This is a genomic window from Fibrobacter sp., assembly GCF_017545445.1.
GTDB lineage: Bacteria > Fibrobacterota > Fibrobacteria > Fibrobacterales > Fibrobacteraceae > Fibrobacter.
On the sequence record NZ_JAFWOM010000174.1, the window covers coordinates 1 to 17,541 of the forward strand.

Genomic DNA, 17,541 nt, shown 5'->3' on the forward strand with positions numbered 1-17,541 from the left:
TCGTCATCTTCGGGCAAAGCCTCATCGTCATCCTGGAGCGGAGCGATAGGATCCAGTAACAGTAAGCCCTCCTCCTCCAGTAAAAAGGTTGTTTCGTCATCTTCGGGCAAAACCTCATCGTCATCCTGGAGCGGAGCGATAGGATCTAGTAACAGCAAGCCTTCTTCCTCCAGTCAAAAATCTGATTCCGGAACCCCGGAACAGAGTCCGGGGCAGGCTGAGTCCGGGATGACAAGCAGCAGCCAAAAAGCCGTCGCGAGTAGCAGCAGCGAGTATGTCCCCTTTGATCACTCGAAGACACATGCCAATGCAAGTAAGGTAGGCAAGGATGCTTACAAACAGTTTACCGACCCTCGTAATGGGCGTAGTTACTACTATATCAAGATAATTGGTAAAGATTATCTTGGTGACAAAGACTCTGTAACCATTATGGCTGAGAATCTGAATATTGGTGAAATGGTTCTTGGAAAAAATGACCAGAACGACGATACCAAGATTGAACGCTACTGCTATAACAATGATACCACCAAGTGCGATGAATTTGGTGGATTGTACCAGTGGGCGGAGATGATGCAACTGCCCAGCCGTTGCAATACCGAAAGTTGTTCTGATTTGATACAAGAAAACCATCGAGGCATTTGCCCTGAAGGTTGGCGATTGATGACATACGCTGATTTTTACATCGCTTGGCATGCAGAAACAAATGAATATGGCATCAAAGGAACCCGTTCTGCTTATGGCTTTGGTGGAAATAACTACAGCGGCTTATCCCTTACCGGTGCTGGCTTGAGAAAGGCTGAAGGTGGATTTGCTGATTTGAAATTGGGTGCATATTGGTATTATTCCGAGGAATATGAAAAAGGGAAAGATTTGCGTGCATACGCAGGTTTTGTCTCTGCATTAGATGATTATGCTCCTGATCGTAATGCGAGCAATAAGAAAACCGACGGTTTCTCCGTCCGTTGCGTAAAAGTTGAACAGTAGTTTCGCTTATTTTGTCATGCCCGGCAATCATACGTTGTCCGGGCTTTTTTTGTAATCAACAAGTTGGCTTACCCTTCGACCATCTTCCATTCACCGAGAGTGCGTTTGTCTGAATCTATAATCGCTCCGATTTTGAAAAGCTTTTTTGGTGTCCCGTTGTCCATTTTTTTAACGGTATAGGGAATCAGGTAACCTTTGTCGTCAATCTGTTTTATAGCTTCTTCGACTGTCGCTGCCTTGTCTAAATTAAACTCGAATACATAAACAGCATCGTTCGTCTCGACTACGGCATCGGCACGCCCTGCGGCACTGCGGGCCTCTGTTTCGGTGACGAATGGCGAGCACATGCGAAACAGAAGATAGAAAATGGTTTTGTAATGGTCTTCGTCCTGTTGTTCAGCGTCGTAGGGGATTGAACTCAGGAACGCACGCAACATTTCCATTGCGTCATCCAATTTACCGTCGTAAATGGCATCTGTAAAGCGGATAATGAATGTGTCACTCTTGCTTTTTTCAATACCAGCATAGTGAGGTAGCAGATTTTTGAACATTCCTTCACGGACTTCTTCATTGGGAATTGCAAGTCTATAAACACTGCCGCGTGGGCGGAACCCTTTGATTGTCAAATAGCCGCTTTGGTAAAGTACAGGCATTGGGTTTGCGGAACTTTCAGCCGGGATGTTGAACATGTCCGCCGTTGCTTCGATGCCTTTGGCGATTTCTTCAGGATTTATATTGAATTTTTTGATTTGTTCTATAAGATGTATTGGCGTTCCCGTTTCGAACCAGTAGTTGGTGAGTTCCTTCTTTTGCAGCGAATTCATCAAGCTGAACGGATTGTAGATGTCGGGCGATTTTATCGAAAAATGGTAGCCGTCGTATTTACGTTTGAGTCCGTCACACACTTGTTCAAAAGTTTTTCCTGTTGCGGCCGCCATAGCCTCGATTTCGGGTTTCATTTGCGTGTGTAGTTCCTCTTCGGAAATACCGCAGAGGGTCGCGTACTCGTCAAGCATCGAAATATCGGACAAATGATTCAGTCCAGCCCATCCTGTGTCATACCCGACTTGATCGGGTATCCCAAAAAAAGGAGATTCCCGCTCGGAGGCGGGAATGACATGTAAGGATAACTTGGTGATGCCGGTAATGAAGATGAATCTCAAGTGAGCATCGAGGCTTTTCAATGGGCTGTAGAAATCGCGAAGCGTCTGCCGCATGGACTCAAAGGATGCTTTGTCAACAAGTGTGTCTAGCAACGGAGCGTCATATTCATCGGCTAGGAATACGACTTGTTGGCCGGTTTGCTGTTCTGCTGCAAGAATCAAGTTTTGCAAACGAGAACTGTTTTTTAGTTTTTCTTTGCACGATTGTGCAAGCTGTCCGTGAATTCCATAAAGTGATTCGAATTCCTTTAACTGAATGTCTAAAAGTTCGTCCAAATCGCCGGGCCTTTGGAATTTCATTCGGCTGAAATCGAACCTGAGCACCGGATGCTTTTTCCATTCGGTTTCGAGACTTTCAATAGCAAGCCCTGAAAACAGCTCCTTGCGGCCCGAGAAGTAGTCGTCGAGCGTGCTGATGAGGAGAGACTTCCCGAAACGTCGCGGACGTGCGAGGAAATAGACTTGCCCCTCGTTCGCTAATTTATAGACTAAAGCGGTCTTGTCAACGTAGATCGCGTTATCTTGCCGAATTTTTGAGAATGTCTGAATGCCTATGGGAAATTTACGAGCCATATTGACAATATATATTTTTTGCTGTGTGATGGATTGGGACCGCCCCGATTATGAAGGGCTTTTGGTCAAGCGTGCATGCCGTCTTTGAAATACCTTTCTGTTGAATGTTGTGCATTTTGATTGAGCTTTTTGTAAAGACTGCGTGAAAACTTTACATAACTAATTGCTATATTTTATAACAAAGTTTGTCTTGGAATGAGTTTATTTTGTAAGGTGCTTTGATGATTCTTGACCAGCAGCGAAAGATTTTTCATGAATCCTGGTACCGGCTTGCGGAGAGTAAAATTACTCTGCGTGCCAGCGTTCGTGTTCACCGTCAGGTGTACCGCGGTGTTTTGTGGTATGTGCTTTATGAACCGTTTACTAACCAGTATTACCGCCTGCCTCAAGGGGCTTACGAATTTATCTCCAAGTTGAGTTCCCGCAAGACCGTGGGCGAGGTTTGGAACGATTTGCTGAACAGCGGTATGGAAAACGTGCCTAGCCAAGGCGAAGTCATCGAGATGCTTTCGCAACTGTACCAGTCGAACATGCTCTTGTACGAGGGCGTCGATGATGGCATGATGTTGTTCGACCGCAACAAGAAGAAGGTGCAAAAGAAGGTGAAGGCCACGCTTTTGAACATTTTCTTTTTGAAAGTGCCTGTTTTCGACCCTGAGTTCTTGCTACGGCGTCTCAAGTGGCTCATCAACATTTTGCTGAGCGTTCCGTTTGCATTTGTCTGGCTTGCCGCCATTATCGTGGCTGCAAAGTATGGCATTGAAAATTTCGATACGCTCAAGGACCAAACGCATGGGTTCCTCTCTCCGTCGAATATCGGCTGGGTCTATGTCTGTACCGTGATTGTCAAATTGCTCCATGAATTTGGACATAGCGCGGTGGTGAAGAAGTATGGGGGCGAGGTCCATACGGTGGGCGTCATGTTCATGCTTTTGGCTCCGCTTCCGTATATGGATGCTTCGGCCAGTTGGTCATTTCGCAAAAAGTGGCATCGCGTGTTTGTTGGTGCCGGCGGTATGCTGTTTGAATTCTTTATCGCTGCGGTTGCCTTGATTTTGTGGGCAAATCTTGGAGGCGGAATCCTCAAGGCTCTTGCATACAATGTATTTATAATTTGTTCTGTCTCTACGGTGCTCTTCAATATCAACCCTTTGATGCGTTTTGACGGTTATTACATCTTGACGGACTTGCTGGATATGCCCAATTTGCAACAACGTTCCGTGAGCCACTTGAAGTATCTCTTGGAACGCTACGTGTTCCGCAAGTACGATGCCGAAAATGTAGCGGAATCGTGGAATGAACGATTTGTTTATACGTTCTACGGCATCGCAAGTGCCATTTACAGGTTCTTCTTGTTTGCGGGACTTGTCATCGCGATTTCGGAACATTACTTGATTCTCTCGTTCATCATGGGGACGTTGCTTTGCTTGACGATGCTTGTCATACCGTTTGGTAAGTTCTTGAAATACATATTTGCGGGTCCTGCTTTGGCACAAGTTCGTGGCCGTGCAGTGTTTACGACTTTATTTGTGCTAGCTTCACTTGTGGGTGTTTTGTTCTACTTGCCTGTCCCCGATACGTTTACGGCTCCGGGGGTTATCGAGGCGACTCGTTACGAAAATGGCATTGTCGGCGAAAGCGGCATGGTGACTGATGTAAAACATATTTCGAACGATTATTTGCATGTCGGTGATACTCTCATGGTTTTAAAAAATCCAGAACTGGATTACAAAATCGAAGAGAAACAGGGCGAAATTAGCGAGGCGAACCAGATGTATTACCGTGCATTGGAAAACGCCCCAGAAAACATGCTTCCGATAAAGATTCGCTTGAACGTGCTGAATCAAGGGCTGAACGATTTGCTTGAACGTCAAAAACGGTTGACTCTTGTCGCCGGGATGGATGGAGTCTTGAGTGCCGGAGACATTGAAAATTATGTGGGAAAATATATCAAGAAGGGGGATTCCGTCGGTCTCTTGCTAGATACGAACTCGTTTGATTTTGTCGCGGTGGTAAGCCAGGAGGATGTTTCGCGACTGTTTTCGGGCGTGACGCACAAGACGAGCATTCGCTTGAATGGCGACGCTTTTACGGAACTTTCGACCGACTCGATTCAAGTGATTCCAACGGCTCAGGACAAACTCCCGTCCAATGCGTTGGGATGGCATGGCGGAGGTGATATCGAAACGAAAACGAACGGCTATTCGGAACAAACTGCTGAACCCGTTTATCTTGTAAGGACAAGACTTTTGGATAAGGACGGTCGTGTGCTCAAGATGCATGGGCGTTCTGGAAAAATCCGTTTTGACTTGGGGACAAAACCGCTTGCATTGCAGGGAATCCGCAAGGTGCGTCAAGCATTGCAGAAGTACTATAGGCTGTGATGGGTCCATAAATGAACTTGACTGAAAATTACAGGCTGACCTCGCTGAAACGCATCAAGAAAATCCCGACCGGGGCTGACGCGATGGTTTATCGTTTTGTGGGAATGTTCAAGGAACGTTCCAGTGTCCGCCACAAAACGCTTAAGACTGCAAGGAAAATCGACGCTATCGGGAAGGAATTTTCCTCTTTGGAATCTTCTGAACTGAGAAAAAAAATCATTGTTATCCGCGAAAAGTTCAAGCGGCCTGTTCGTGATGACGTGCTGGCCGAAGCGTTTGCGATTGTGCAGGAATCGGTGGCTCGTGTTTTGGGGTATCGCCCTTATGTCGAACAAATTGCGGGTGCCCTTGCTTTGTATAACGGCTACATTGCGGAAATGTCCACAGGCGAAGGCAAGACGGTTACGGCTGCTATGTGCGGCGTTATTCGCGGCTGGAGCGGTCGCCCATGCCATGTGATTACGGCGAATGATTATCTGGCTTCGCGCGATGCGCAGATTATGAAACCGCTTTATAATTTTTGCGGAGTTTCTGTCGCCGCTGTGACGGGTGCCATGAAGCCTCCCGAGAGACGTGCGGGTTACGCTGCCGATGTGACGTATTCCACGGCGAAAGAAGTGCTTGCCGATTTTCTGCGAGACCGGATTGCCATGGGCAAAAGTCAAAAGTTCTCGAAGCGTATTCTGGATAGCTTTACGTTGCAGCAAAAGGCTGTTTCTGATAAACTTGTTCAGCGAGGGCTTTATACCGCTATTGTGGATGAAGCGGACAACGTACTGATTGATGAGGCCGTAACGCCTTTGATTATCTCGCGTGAAAAAGAGAACAAGGGGTTCAACAGGACTTGCGAAATCGCCTTTGAACTTTCGGGCAACTTGGTTCGCGATGTGGATTACAAGGTTGATATCAAGTTGCGTACGGTGCGTTTTTTGGTAGATATGGATGCACGCCTCGAAGAAATTCAAGATGAACTTGCCGAAAAGGGCGAGGGAAACGGCGGCTTTTGCAGGGCTTCCTTCTTGAAGGACTTGGTGCGTCAGGCTTTGATTGCGAAGGAGCTTTTTGTTCTTGGCCGTCAATATCTGATTGAAGAGGGGAAGGTTATCATTGTTGATGAATCGACGGGCCGCAAGATGCCGATGCGTTCCTGGAATGGCGGGCTGCACCAGATGATAGAACTGAAAGAGGGCTTGGAGTTGACGGGCCTCAAGGAGACCGAAGCGAGAATGAGCTTCCAGCGTTTCTTTAGGCTGTACAAGCATTTTTCGGGAATGACCGGGACGGGGAAGGAAGCGTCGAACGAGTTCTGGATGATTTACGGGACACCGGTGCTCTGCATCCCGAACCACCGTAAGAACAAACGAAAAATTTACCGCTTGAAAACTTACACGACTAAGGAAAAGAAGCGTAAGGCGATTGTGGCTGAAGTTGTCCGCATCCATAAATTGGGCCGCCCGGTGTTGATTGGTACAAAGGATATTGACGAAAGCGAAACGTTTGGCCGTATGCTTTCTGAACTGGGACTCCATTGCCGAATTATCAACGCAGTCCGCAGCGATGACGAGGCGAATGTCGTTGCTGAAGCCGGTAAGGCGGGGGCGATTACGGTTGCTACAAACATGGCGGGCCGCGGCACGGACATCAAGATTCCCGCAGGCGTGAAAAAGATTGGCGGGCTCCACGTGATTGCGACGGAATGCAACATGTCGTCGCGAATCGACCGCCAGCTGTTTGGACGTTCTGCACGTCAGGGCGATCCGGGCAGCGCAAGCCATTATGCGAGTTTCGAAGACGAGGTGCTCAGGCGGAATTTACCGTCGGCTTTGACGTCGCTATTTCGCCACGCGGGGCCCTTTGCTTCGCTTGCCGTCAAGTGGGCGCAATATCGGGCGGGCCGCAAGTCTTACCAGAGCCGCGTTGCCGTCCAGCGAACGGACACATGGCTAGAAGAATCGCTTGGGTTCAGCAACGGCGACGTGTGATTTTTCTACATTCGTAGATATGGATATTAATGATTGGCGTATTCGAATTGACGAACTGAATGATGAACTGATTGCTCTCCTCAACAAGAGGGCTTCTTTTGCTGTAGAAATAGGGAAAATAAAAAAGCAGAAGGGCCTGCCCGTGTTGGATGCTGGCCGCGAACAGGCCGTCTTGAATCTCGTTGCCGAAAAGGCCGCAAAGGCTGGTGGTCCGTTGTCCCCGGAATCGTTCAAGAATATTTTCCGGGTTATCATTGATGAAACTTGCAAGGTGGAAGAATAATGGCTGATGGCTTTAGCGGTCGTCTCTCGTTTAGACGCATTACGATGGTGGGCTTTGGCTTGCTTGCAAGTTCCGTTGCGGCAGCCATCAAGCAGGCGAAACTTCCGACAATCATCCGTGCGGTGAGTTCGCCTTCGACGCTTAAACGCGCTCAAGATCTTGAACTTGCCGATGAATTTTTCCAGTACGATGAGACCGAAGAATGGGCCAAAGATTCGGACTTGATTTTGCTCTGTGCGCCGATTGTCCATATTTTGAAGATGATTGATGCTTTGGGCCGTGTTTCGTGGGCGGGTTCTGAAGTAGCCGCGGACCGCGAAATTTTGGTGAGCGATATCGGCTCGACGAAGGTGGAAATTTGCAAGGCGGGCATGCGTTTGCCTGCTCCGTTCCGTTTTGTCGGTAGCCACCCGATGGCGGGTTCCGAAAAGCGTACTTGCGAATACAACGATCCTGCGATTTTTGAAAATGCGTATTGGTTCGTTTGCCCGCCGGAAGGGACGCCTGAATCGGCTTATGCTCCGCTTTTGGAGATGATTCGTTTTGTGGGGGCAAACCCTGTGGTGTTCCCGCCGGAACATCATGACCGTACGATGGCGTGGGTGAGCCACATGCCGCAGATGCTGAGCTCGACGCTGGCCGGGAATTTGCCGGAACGTTTGCTCAAACACAATTACCAGCACTTTGCAGGCCGCGCATTCCGCGACATGACGCGTATTGCGGCTTCAGGGTGGGGAATGTGGCACGACATCGCGGTGACGAATCGCGACGAGACGACGCGTGCGCTTTGCGAAGTCCGTGAAGGTCTCGACAGGACGATTGCAGCGATGGAGGGCCTCAACGTCGTGAAGGACGGCAAGCCCGCTTCTGGCAATTTTGAAAATGACGAACAGAGCGTCGTGGCGGATAATTCGCAGGCCCTTGCCGATATATTCAAGGCGGGGAACGATGGCCGTGCGAGTTTGTTTGCTCCGGGCCGGAATACGGCTTCGTTCTTTGAAATTACGGTGCAGCTGAAGGACAAGCCTGGTGCGCTTTTGAGCGTGATGCAGCCGCTTGCCGAAGAAGGCATCAACATTCGCGATATCGAACTCATGAAGGTTCGTGAAAACGTGGCGGGTACGTTGTTGCTTGCATTCAAGACCGAAGAAGAAGCGGCTCGTGCTGTAAAGACGCTCCAGTACCTGGAATACGAAGTTAAAGAAAGACGATAATTTGTTGAGAACTTTAAGGATTGTACGATGGAATTCTTGATGAATCCCGACCGTGAACGGATGAACTTGACATTGGTGATGGCTCTTTTGGTGAATGGCCGCACCGTGTTGGAAAATTTTGCGTGGGCAAGTGGTAGTGAAAAGTATGCCGAGGCGCTGAAAGATTTTGGTCTCACTTACGAATTGCAAGGACATCAGCTTGTCTTGAATGGCAAGGGATTCCAGTATTCTATTCCGACGATGCTTCCGTTCAAGTTCAACGAAGCGGATAACGTTTTGTTGTGGACGCTGGCGAGTAAGGATGATGAACAACTTTACACGTTCGCTGCCGAAGTTGACGATGCGGGAATTGCCCGCGTGAATAACGCCAAAGAGACTTTGCAGAAGTATTTCAAGATTAAAGTTCAGAAAGATGAACCTGCAAAGTTTGTCTTTAATTTTTTGCGAGACGAACTGAACGTCAAGAAGGATTCGCTGGGGAACGTCTCTTACGCGATGCGCAATAGGCTTTTGCTCCGCGCACTTATCCGTAATGATTATTTGAATTTTGAAGAAAAATCGACGGTGCATGACCAGTGGACGAAAATGCTCATTTACTTTGGTGCGGCAGTAAAGTACGAAGGCCGCGGCATGGAACAGCTGAGTGAATTCGAACGCCGCTTGATGATTGCTCAAGGCAAGAAGATTGAACGCACTCAGTTCACGGAACTTTCGGAGACGAAGGTGATTACGGCACGTGAATACTATGTGCCGGGCGATACGACCGAAGCGACGGCTTTTGCGGTACTTGCGACTGTGGGCAATATTCCCAAGGATAACGTCATCAGGCTTTTGAACGTCGATTTGAACAGCAGCCGTGCGGGGGCTTTGACGTGCCTCAAACGCATGGGGGCGAACATCGAAACGGTCAGCCGTCGCGAAAAGTATGGTGATGTGTTTGGCGATGTCGAAATCAAGCCGCTTGCGTCCGGCAAACGTTTGCAGGGCCGCCGCTTTAGCGAAGACGTGATTGCGACTGGCCTCGAAGAATATCCGCTTTTGGCGGTGGCGGCTTGCTACGCCGAAGGCGAAACGATTTTGCGTGTGCCGAAAGAAGTGCGTGTGGAAATGCGCCCGAAGAATGAATTTTTGGCGATTAATCTCCGCAAGACGGGTGCCGAAGTGGGCGTTTATGACGACGGTCTTGTGATTCGCGGTTTGGAAACGATTGTGAACGGCAGCGATTTTGACGGAGGCGAGTCGGCTCAGACAGGGCTTGCGTTGAGCGTTTTGTCGATTGCTTTGCAGAACGACGAACCGGTCGAGAATATGGACAAGGTAGAAGCAATGTTCCCAGGTGTTGTCGAAAAGCTGAAGAAAGTTCTTGTCGCAGAAAACACCGAGAAGAAGGAATAGAAAGCATGTTTGCTTGGATTCTATTGACATTTCATGTTTCCAGAATGACAGGATGCTGTTTGTCATCCAGCCTGTCATCCCGGATTGGCAATGTACTGTGCTTGTCATCCCAGACTTGCAATGCACTGTGCTTGTCATCCCGGACTTGCAATGCTCTGTGCTTGTCATCCCGGATTTGCAATGCTCTGTGCTTGTCATCCCGGATTTGCAATGCTCTGTGCTTGTCATCCCGGACTCCGTTCCGGGATCTCCTTCTTGGCTGGCAAAGAAAAACGTAGGGATAGGACCCATAAATTAGGCTATTGCATTGGAACAAACGCTTTGAGTGAACGCGAAACTTGAGGATGAAAATGAACAAGTCTTTTAGCAACATTGGAATTGTCGGATTCAAGGACAAAAGCACGGATTTGGCATGTGCCTTGAAGCAGATTACCGCTTGGGCGCTTGAGCATCCGCAAGTGAAGTTTTGTGCGTTGGATTCCTTGAAGGAACTGGTGAAAAAGCCCATCCGCGTCGTGAAGGAATCTGCATTGCAAAAGACGGATCTGCTGATGGCGATTGGCGGTGATGGTACTGTGCTTACGGCTGCTCACATTGCGCTTGGTCACGACATTCCGATTCTTGGCGTAAACGCGGGCCGCGTTGGCTTTTTGGCAGAAACACGTGTCGAAGGCTTGACTAAGACTCTTGACAGCTTGCTCGCGGGAGATTTTTCGACTCGCGAACGCATGATGATTGAAGCGGCTGTCTATCACGGAAAAAAGTGCATTGCGAAACAGACGGTATTGAATGAAGTCCACGTCCGTGCACATGCTCCAGAACGCATGGTGAACATTAATGTGACTTACAATGGTACTTGCCTGACGGAGTACTGGGCGGATTCGATTCTCGTTTCGACGCCGACGGGCTCGACTGCATACAACTTAGCAGCGGGCGGCCCGATTATCCATCCTTCGACGCCTGCGGTGGTGCTGACGCCCGTAGCTCCAAGCAGCCTTTCTGTGCGACCGCTTGTGCTTTCGCTGACGGACAAAAAATTGCGTGTCGCTTCGGCTGTGAACTGCTCGCTCGACCTTGTTTTTGACGGTCGCATAACGCTTGAAATGAAACCGGATGAATATGTGATGTTGTCCGAAAGTAAGCTCGTGACGACGTTTATCCGCATGCGTCATACGGGTTTTGTCGGTGCTCTCCGCGAAAAACTCGGCTGGACAGGAAAACCGAGATCTGCTTAATTTTTATAGGTCTCTTTAAAGGCTTTTTTCGAATGACGCAAGGAATGCTCGGCCCTGCTCCCATTCGCGTAAATCGGATGCGGAATTGATGTGCCCGAGCTTGCCTGCGTTGAACAGCTTTACGCCCCAAGCGGAAGCGAAAAATTGCGCACGTTCCATAGAGACAAAATTGTCGTTTTCACTGGCGACAACGCAAGCGGGGATGGGGAGCTTTTCAAGCGGCATCGGCGCGAAATGCTGGATGACTTCTATGTTATCTACATCGCTAGGAGAAACGAGGAAAGCACCTTTGATGTGCGAGGGAATGCGGCCCTTATTTTGCGTGAGGTACATGACGGTTGTCGCAACGCCAAGGCTGTGCGCTACGATGATGGTGTCTTCGTTCAAATTTTGAATAGTTTTGCCAAGCGTTGCAATCCATTCCTCTTTTTGCGGATGGTCCCAGTCGCATTGCGATACTCGGCTTGTGTTTTGCAAGCTCTTTTGCCAAAAAGTCTGCCAATGTTTTTCATCAGAATTATTTAAACCCGGAACAATCAAGTAATGCATAAAAAATCTCCGTTTATTTCCTAGTATAAATATAGTCTATTAATTGACTCGCTTTTTTGCTGTGAAAAAGGAGATGCCCCGTCGGAGCGGGGCATGTGCCTGCACAATGACGTCGAATTTTAAACACAAATTACAAACTGTTACTGGATCCTTCACGTCGTTTGCCGTTCAGGATGACAACCAACTTCCTACCGCCTACTTTCTACAGCTTGTTGCGGCTTTGCCACAACTCTCGTCTCTAGTTTCACTGGATCCCCTCCCTGACGGCCGAGGATGACAATTCCCTCTTCCAACATCCAACCGCCTACCGTCTACTGTCTACTTCCTACTTCCTACTTCCTACTAAATAATATAATACCACTCTTCGCTTTGCGTGAATTCTGTGGTTTTGTGCTTTTTGCTGTCGGTAGTGGTGTAGTCGAGTTCCAAATTCTTGATGCTTACGCGGGTGTTGGCTTCAATGGAACGCGTAATGAAAGCATTGCCGCCGATGACTGCATTTTCGCCCACGATGGTGTCACCGCCGAGAATGGATGCACCTGCGTAAATGGTGACGTTGTCCTGAATTGTCGGGTGGCGCTTTTTGCCGGAGAGCCTTTGGCCTCCACGTGTGGAAAGTGCTCCCAAAGTAACGCCTTGGTAAATCTTGACGTTCTTGCCGATGACTGCGGTTTCGCCAATCACAATGCCTGTACCGTGATCGATGAAAAAATATTTGCCAATCGTTGCGCCCGGGTGAATGTCGATGCCCGTTTTAGAGTGTGCGTATTCGGTCATGAGTCGTGGAAGAACCGGAACGTGCAATAGGTAAAGTTCGTGCGCAATGCGGTAAATTGTTGTCGCCATGAGGCCGGGGTAGGCGAGGATGATTTCGTCTAAGCAGCCGGCAGCGGGGTCGCCGTCATAAGCGGCGTGCAAATCAGTTTCCAAAAATTCACGGACTTGCGGAATCTTGGAGAAAAATTCCTTACAAATTCTATAGCTCTCGATTTTGCGTTCGTCCGAAGCCATTGTGCCACGAAGTTTACAGTAATCCAATGCGATGGCCACTTGTTTATGAAGGTGGTAGAAGGTATCTTCGATGAGGACTGCAAAACTGTTCTTGGGGTTGTATATCTTATGCGAACGATCCCTGAAGTGCCCTGGATAAACAACTCGGATTAAATTTTGCAAAATCGTTTGAATCTCGGCCTGGTCGGGTCGATTGTAAATATCGATGTTGTCGATATGCTTGCCGCGATTGTAATCGTCGAAAATAATTTGTACGGCTTTTGCTACTTCAGATTCTTGGATAAGTTCGTGCATAGATTTAGTTGGAAGTAGGAAGTTAGAAGTAGGATGTAGGAAGTTAGACAAGGAAAGTGTTGTTGCGGCTTGGCCGCCATTCTTTCCACTGTCTACTTCCTACTGTCTACTGACCACTAGTTACGCGAATGTCTTCAACGCTCTCACGAGGGCGTCGATGTCATCGGGCGAGTTGTAGAGTGCGAGAGTGGGTCGCACGGTACTTTCGTAGCCAAAATGGCGGAGAACCGGCTGAGCGCAGTGATGCCCGGTGCGAACGGCAACGCCGTATGCGTCGAGTCTCTTGCCTACTTCTTCGTCGGAATAACCGTCGAGTTTGAAGGCGAGCGCAGAAGCCTTGTTGAGTGCGGTTCCTACAAGGTGGAGACCCTTGACAGTCTTCAATTCCTTGAGACCGTACTGCAACAGTTCATGTTCCCAGCGGAATACGCACGGCATACCGATTTCGGAGAGGTACTGGAGAGCTGCACCAAGGCCAACAGCGTCGGCGATGCTACCCGTTCCTGCTTCGAACTTGTTCGGAATTCCGTTGTAAATCGTGCGTTCGAACGTCACGTCCGCAATCATGTTTCCGCCGCCATGGTAAGGTCTTGCTGCTTCGAGCAATTCCTTCTTGCCATAGACAACGCCGATACCGGTCGGAGCAAACACCTTATGTCCAGAGAACACGAAGAAGTCTGCATCGAGGGCTGCAACGTTTACCGGGATGTGAGCGATGGACTGAGCTCCGTCAATGAGGATTCTCACGCCGTGTCTATGAGCGATGGCGATGAGTTCTTCAATCGGGGTTACAGTGCCGAGCACGTTCGAAACATGCGTCACGGAAACGAACTTGGTACGCTTCGTGAACAATGCTTCGTAATCGTGGAGCTTGAGCTGACCGGTAGAATCGCACGGAATCACCTTGATAATCGCGCCCGTTTCTTCGGCAATGAGCTGCCAAGGAACGATGTTGGCGTGATGTTCCAAAATGGAAACGATGATTTCGTCGCCCGGCTGGAGTGTCGGCTTCACGTAGGCGTTTGCAACCAAGTTGATGGCTTCGGTCGTACCGCGAACGAAAACAACTTCTTGCGAAGACGGAGCACCGATAAAGTCACGAACGATGTTGCGTGCATTTTCGTATGCGTCTGTCGAGGCAGCCGCGAGCGTGTGTGCACCACGGTGAACGTTGGAGTTCTCGTTTTCGTAGTAGTACTTGAGACGGTCAATCACCACCTGCGGGCGCTGCGTCGTTGCTCCGTTATCGAGCCAAACGAGCGGATGACCGTTAATCTGCTTCGAGAGAATCGGGAAGTCAGAACGGATCTGGGCAAGCGTCTTGGAGCCGATGCGGATAGATTCGTTGCGGGAATTGGAGCCGCTGTTTGCAGAACCCGTCTTCACGGAGTCGCCACCGAGAGATGTCGGAGCGTCGATCTGGCGGCTTGCTTCGGCAGCCTGCGTCTTGGACACGACCTTCGGGGAGTAGCCCTGTGCAGGTGCGGGGGCCGCCGGAACATCGCCGAACTGCGATAGGAATTCCGCTTCGGGAACCGCAGGGGCTTCCACGGAGTTGAGCCATGTATCGCTAGAATTGCCGCCGTAGGCAAACGGTGCCGAAGAAGTCGGCTGGTCGCCATAGGTCGCAAACGGATGTTCCCAGTCGAAAGCTGGAGTCTGGCTAATGGCTGCGGCACCCTGAGCGGCACTGACACCCTGCGATGCAGAAGCATTCTGCACTTCGGGAGCGGCGGGGGTTGCTGCATAAGCGCTATCCGTCAAATCCGGAAAATACGCATTTGCCAATTGCTCCAGTTCAGCCGCATTGGGAACTCCGGCGAGTTCTTCCAGCGATCTGGTTTCTGGATTATTCGTAGTCATAGTATTCGCCAACCTCTACGTCTTCAAGGACTGCGATTGCATCGTCTGCAAGGATTGCGGCAGAGCAGTAGAGCGACAAGAGGTAAGAAGCGACACCCTTGTTGTCGATACCGCGGAAACGCACAGAAAGGCCGCGAGAGTGTTCGTTCTTGAGACCAGCCTGGAACAGGCCAATCACGCCGCGCTTTGCTTCGCCAGTGCGGACGAGAAGAATGTTGGTCTTGCCACCCTTGGACTTCGGTTCCTTCACGCCGTCAACAAGGAGCTTGTTGGTCGGGACGAGAGGAATGCCGCGCCAGGTGAGGAACTTGCCACCAGCGATGTCAACAACGACAGGCGGCACACCACGGCGGGTACATTCGCGTTCGAAAGCGGCGATAGCACGCGGGTGGGCGAGGAAGAAGGACGGTTCCTTCCAAACCTTCGTGATGAGTTCGTCGAGGTCGTCCGGAGTCGGGCGGCCATCGTCACGGATCGGCTGGATGCGCTGGGAGTCAGCGATGTTCTTCAAGAGACCGTAATCATCGTTGTTGATGAGCTGGCTTTCCTGACGTTCGCGGAGAGATTCGATAGCGAGACCGAGCTGTTCTTGAACCTGATCATACGGAGAGCTATAGACATCTTCGATAGCGGTGTTGACGTTGATGATCGTGGAGATGGAGTTGAGCTTGTATTCACGCGGTTCGGTTTCGTACTCAACGTAGCCTTCCGGGATGATGTCGGATTTCTTGGTCTGGCTGCAGAGCACGTCCAGCGGAGTTTCGCCTTCTACGACCTTGTTCACGCGGAACAGACCGGTTTCAAGGCCCTTGAATTCAAGGAACTTGGTGAGCCACTTGGGTGTGAGCGCGCCAAATTGCGGCTTGGTCTTGGTGACGTTCGCCAGGTTATAGGCAGCCTTTGCGCCAAGCGCATTGATGCCAGTGTTCTTTTCTGCTTCATTTGCCATAGTGGTTTACCTCTTATTGTTAGTTGTGTTTAAAACTATTTTCCTAGTATTTTGATGTGAATATTAGAAAATAATAAGCTTATTTTGTTGTTATGAGAATCTGCCTTTGTCGAAAAATTTTTTTGACATAGCTTTTCCCTATTCTACCCTTAGTGTTATAGCCAAGCACCTTCGTGCGAGAACATGATATCCTTCATCGCGTCGATACCGCCTTTCAGGTTGTATAGCGGACCCGTGTAACCCGCTTCGCGCAAGGTGTTGATGGCAAGAACGCTTCGTTTACCTTGTTTGCAAATAATAATGGTATCTTTGTTCGGGTCGAGTTCTTTTTGTCTGCGGGCGAGCTGTCCAATCGGAATCACAATCGCGTTCGGGAAGCGGAGGATGGCTCGTTCGTGCGGTTCACGGACATCGATGATGGTCATGTCGTCGCCGTTTTCGATGCGGTGGGCGAGTTCTTCGGGCGTGAAGCCTTCCACTGGAGTTTCGTTTTCGGTCTTCAAGCCGCAAAGGTCTTCGTAATCGATTTCTTCGACGCTTGTGATTGTCGGGTTGTTGCCGCAGATGGGGCAGTGGCAATTCCGTTCGACCTTGAGAATTCTCGATGTTAAGTACAAACTATCCACATGGAGAATTTTGCCGTTCAAATGTTCGCCGATGCCCAAGATGAGCTTGAGCGCTTCGTTTGCCTGGATGCTTCCGATGATTCCCGGGAGCGGGCTGATGGCACCGCCTTCGGCACAGGAAGGGATGAGTCCTGCTGGCGGAGGAGACGGGTATTGGCAACGCAAGCACGGGCCTCCGTCCAAATTGTAAATGCTGACTTGACCTTCGAACTGGTAGATGGCTCCGAATACGACGGGAATGCCGTGCAATGCGCATGCGTCGTTGATCAAGTAGCGGGCCTTGTAATTGTCCGTGCAATCGACGACTAAATCGTATCCTTCGATTTCTGCTTCGATGTTCGATGCATCAAGCTGTTCTTTGACCGCTTCAAAGACGATGCTCTTATTGATGTTGCGGACTTTGTCTCTAGCGGAAGCGACTTTCGGGCGTTTTAAATCGCGCGTGCCGTGCAATACTTGGCTCTGCAAGTTTTCGAGCGAGACTTCGTCGAAGTCGATGGCCTTGATTGTGCCCACGCCAGCGGCGGCGAGGTATTGGATTACGGGGGAGCCGAGAGCACCAGCACCCACGACAACCACTTTTGCGGCCTTGATGCGTTTTTGCCCTTTGACTCCGATATCGCGTAGCATCAAATGCTTGCCGAAACGTTCAATTTCGCTGTCGTCAAACGAAACTGCTTTGCGCCTTTCGTCCGAAATCAAGCTTTCGACAGAATCGTCGGTCGGTGCACCGCCTGCAATCGCGGGCAAGAGCAGAATTTCAGAATCGTCTTCAAGTGTGGCGTCCCAGAGTGTATCGACGTTCAAATTCTTGCCATTGAGGTATATTTTGATGAAACTTCTGAGCTTGTTGTTTTCATCAAAAAGGACTTTTTCTCCTTCTGGATAAGTACTAATTAAATTGGCGAGAGCCTTTCTAACCGTGTTTTCGGGGACGCTGACTTGCGCGTTTTTCCCGAAGAAATTCCTAAGGGTTGCTGATATATAAATTCTCACTTTTTTCTCCGTACATTAAAAAGTGGTTGTTCCGTACAAA

At 49.6% G+C, this 17,541-nt stretch carries 14 protein-coding genes; 8 read left to right on the forward strand and 6 right to left on the reverse strand.

From position 1 onward, the window contains the following. A partial coding sequence (locus IKG78_RS19745; protein WP_290947216.1) for an FISUMP domain-containing protein occupies positions 1 to 984 on the forward strand: 984 nt, incomplete at its 5' end. A 68-nt stretch (positions 985 to 1,052) separates the two neighbouring features. On the opposite strand, the gene IKG78_RS19750 is transcribed toward IKG78_RS19745, so the two are convergent. Further along, positions 1,053 to 2,720, reverse strand: coding sequence for an ATP-binding protein (locus IKG78_RS19750; protein ID WP_290947219.1), 1,668 nt, complete (start codon positions 2,718 to 2,720; stop codon positions 1,053 to 1,055). Between the two features lie 221 nt (positions 2,721 to 2,941). Between IKG78_RS19750 and IKG78_RS19755 the strand changes: the two genes are divergently transcribed. From IKG78_RS19755 to IKG78_RS19785, 7 genes are read left to right on the forward strand one after another with little or no spacing between them, the layout of a single operon-like run. Then, complete coding sequence (locus IKG78_RS19755; RefSeq protein WP_290947222.1) at positions 2,942 to 5,104, forward strand: hypothetical protein; 2,163 nt, start codon at positions 2,942 to 2,944, stop codon at positions 5,102 to 5,104. 11 nt (positions 5,105 to 5,115) lie between these two features. Further along, on the forward strand, positions 5,116 to 7,086 hold the full coding sequence (locus IKG78_RS19760; protein ID WP_290947225.1) for a hypothetical protein: 1,971 nt from the start codon (positions 5,116 to 5,118) through the stop codon (positions 7,084 to 7,086). 19 nt (positions 7,087 to 7,105) lie between these two features. Continuing rightward, positions 7,106 to 7,369, forward strand: a complete 264-nt coding sequence (locus tag IKG78_RS19765) for a chorismate mutase (protein ID WP_290947228.1) — start codon at positions 7,106 to 7,108, stop codon at positions 7,367 to 7,369. Then, positions 7,369 to 8,583 carry a prephenate dehydrogenase/arogenate dehydrogenase family protein gene (locus IKG78_RS19770; RefSeq protein ID WP_290947231.1) on the forward strand — a complete coding sequence of 405 codons (1,215 nt, stop codon included), beginning with the start codon at positions 7,369 to 7,371 and terminating at the stop codon, positions 8,581 to 8,583. The genes IKG78_RS19765 and IKG78_RS19770 overlap by 1 nt, the downstream gene beginning before the upstream one ends. 27 nt (positions 8,584 to 8,610) lie before the next feature. Next, complete coding sequence (locus IKG78_RS19775; protein WP_290947234.1) at positions 8,611 to 9,978, forward strand: 3-phosphoshikimate 1-carboxyvinyltransferase; 1,368 nt, start codon at positions 8,611 to 8,613, stop codon at positions 9,976 to 9,978. Positions 9,979 to 9,991: 13 nt separating this feature from the next. After that, positions 9,992 to 10,276, forward strand: coding sequence for a hypothetical protein (locus IKG78_RS19780; RefSeq protein ID WP_290947237.1), 285 nt, complete (start codon positions 9,992 to 9,994; stop codon positions 10,274 to 10,276). 52 nt (positions 10,277 to 10,328) lie between these two features. Next, a complete protein-coding gene (locus IKG78_RS19785) occupies positions 10,329 to 11,213 on the forward strand; it encodes an NAD(+)/NADH kinase (protein WP_290947240.1) in 885 nt (294 codons plus the stop codon). Positions 11,214 to 11,228: 15 nt separating this feature from the next. Here IKG78_RS19785 and IKG78_RS19790 read toward each other — a convergent pair whose 3' ends face one another. The 5 genes from IKG78_RS19790 to thiF all read right to left on the reverse strand — a co-directional run bounded on the left by IKG78_RS19790 (position 11,229) and on the right by thiF (position 17,501). Next, positions 11,229 to 11,762: an alpha/beta hydrolase gene (locus IKG78_RS19790; protein WP_290947243.1), complete on the reverse strand. Its 534-nt coding sequence runs from the start codon at positions 11,760 to 11,762 to the stop codon at positions 11,229 to 11,231. 342 nt (positions 11,763 to 12,104) lie between these two features. Further along, positions 12,105 to 13,067, reverse strand: a complete 963-nt coding sequence (epsC, locus tag IKG78_RS19795) for a serine O-acetyltransferase EpsC (RefSeq protein ID WP_290947247.1) — start codon at positions 13,065 to 13,067, stop codon at positions 12,105 to 12,107. A 120-nt stretch (positions 13,068 to 13,187) separates the two neighbouring features. Further along, a complete protein-coding gene (locus IKG78_RS19800) occupies positions 13,188 to 14,930 on the reverse strand; it encodes a SufS family cysteine desulfurase (protein ID WP_290947250.1) in 1,743 nt (580 codons plus the stop codon). Next, positions 14,917 to 15,879: a family 2A encapsulin nanocompartment shell protein gene (locus IKG78_RS19805; protein ID WP_290947253.1), complete on the reverse strand. Its 963-nt coding sequence runs from the start codon at positions 15,877 to 15,879 to the stop codon at positions 14,917 to 14,919. The genes IKG78_RS19800 and IKG78_RS19805 overlap by 14 nt, the downstream gene beginning before the upstream one ends. A 155-nt stretch (positions 15,880 to 16,034) precedes the next feature. After that, entirely contained in the window at positions 16,035 to 17,501 is a 1,467-nt protein-coding gene (thiF, locus tag IKG78_RS19810) for a thiazole biosynthesis adenylyltransferase ThiF (RefSeq protein WP_290947255.1), read from the reverse strand. Positions 17,502 to 17,541: the final 40 nt, after the last annotated feature.